The organism is Paenibacillus sp. KS1, from assembly GCF_001680695.1.
Taxonomy (GTDB): domain Bacteria; phylum Bacillota; class Bacilli; order Paenibacillales; family Paenibacillaceae; genus Paenibacillus_B; species Paenibacillus_B suaedae.
Genome location: NZ_MAIS01000285.1, coordinates 1 through 651, shown reverse-complemented (window position 1 = coordinate 651; position 651 = coordinate 1). Strand labels below are relative to the sequence as shown.

Annotated in this window: 1 rRNA gene; it reads left to right on the top strand. The window is 55.6% G+C overall.

The annotated features are described in order from the left end of the window. Nucleotides 1-651: ribosomal RNA gene (locus BBG47_RS28330) — 23S ribosomal RNA — on the top strand; the annotation flags it as partial.

Here is a 651-nt window from a genome sequence, read left to right as displayed (position 1 = left end):
CTCAACGAGAGATCCGGTGAAATTTTAATACCTGTGAAGATGCAGGTTACCCGCGACAAGACGGAAAGACCCCATGGAGCTTTACTACAGCTTGATATTGGACGTTGGTACGGACTGTACAGGATAGGTGGGAGCCTGAGAAGCCTGAGCGCCAGCTTAGGTGGAGGCGCCGTTGGGATACCACCCTGTTCGTATCGGAGTTCTAACCTAGGACCGTGACCCGGTTCGGGGACAGTGTCAGGTGGGTAGTTTGACTGGGGCGGTCGCCTCCTAAAGAGTAACGGAGGCGCCCCAAGGTTCCCTCAGAATGGTTGGAAATCATTCGAAGAGTGCAAAGGCATAAGGGAGCTTGACTGCGAGACCTACAAGTCGAGCAGGGACGAAAGTCGGGCTTAGTGATCCGGTGGTTCCGCATGGAAGGGCCATCGCTCAACGGATAAAAGCTACCCTGGGGATAACAGGCTTATCTCCCCCAAGAGTCCACATCGACGGGGAGGTTTGGCACCTCGATGTCGGCTCATCCGCATCCTGGGGCTGAAGTAGGTCCCAAGGGTTGGGCTGTTCGCCCATTAAAGCGGTACGCGAGCTGGGTTCAGAACGTCGTGAGACAGTTCGGTCCCTATCTGTCGCGGGCGTAGGAAATTTGAGAGG